Source organism: Pseudomonas sp. AGC41, assembly GCF_057334555.1.
The window spans coordinates 27325-28192 of sequence record NZ_JBHFJB010000050.1; the positions used below are offsets into that span (position 1 = coordinate 27325).

At 63.8% G+C, this 868-nt stretch carries 1 protein-coding gene; it reads left to right on the forward strand.

Annotation, left to right across the window (positions count from 1 at the left end; all coding sequences use genetic code 11):
• Positions 1-147 precede the first annotated feature (147 nt).
• The gene (locus ACE04F_RS10290) at positions 148-780 is read left to right on the forward strand and encodes a Vgb family protein (RefSeq protein ID WP_486106398.1); all 633 of its coding nucleotides are present in this window, start codon (positions 148-150) and stop codon (positions 778-780) included.
• Positions 781-868 lie beyond the last annotated feature (88 nt).

Here is an 868-nt window from a genome sequence, read left to right on the forward strand (position 1 = left end):
CCTGCGGCAAGGCGCAGGCGTTCGGTCGCGCCAGGGCCCGGCGCTGGACGGCGCCACCGATGCCTGGATTCGCGACGGTATTGTTACTCACCGCGTTGCCAGTGGATGGTTAGGATGCAATCACACCCCACTGATGAGGCAAGTGAAATGAAACGGTCAGAAGCACAGATCCTCCATGAATACGGACCTTTTCCGGGCGTCGATTGCGTCCACGGCGTGAGTCACGACGGCGAGCGCGTCTGGTTCGCTTCAGGCGAAAAGCTCCATGCATTCGATCCGGCCAGTGGCCAGACGGTGCACTCGCTCGACGTCCCGGCGAACGCTGGGACGGCCTTCGACGGTAAGCATCTGTTCCAGATCGCTGGCGACAGCATCCGCAAGATCGATCCACGCACCGGCCAGATACTGGCGACGATTCCGGCGCCCAACAGCGGTGACGATTCAGGATTGGCGTGGGCCGAAGGTTCACTCTGGGTCGGCCAGTACAAGGCGCGCAAAATCCTCCAGATCGACCCGGCCGACGGGAAGATCCTGCGCACGATCGAATCCAACCGCTTCGTCACGGGCGTGACCTGGGTCGATGGCGAGCTTTGGCATGGCACCTGGGAAAACGATGAGAGCGACCTGCGGCGTATCGACCCGCAAACGGCACAAGTGCTGGAAAGCGTGACCATGCCGCCCGGGACCGGTGTGTCGGGGCTGGAATCGGATGGCGCGGACCGGTTTTTTTGCGGCGGCGGTGGCAGCGGGAAGGTGAGGGCGGTGCGTCGACCGTTATGAGAATGCCAGGCTCGCATAAACCTCCGTGGCGAGGGAGCTTGCTCCCGCTGGGCCGGGCTGGCGCTCCAGCGCGCAGCGGCCCGAAGAT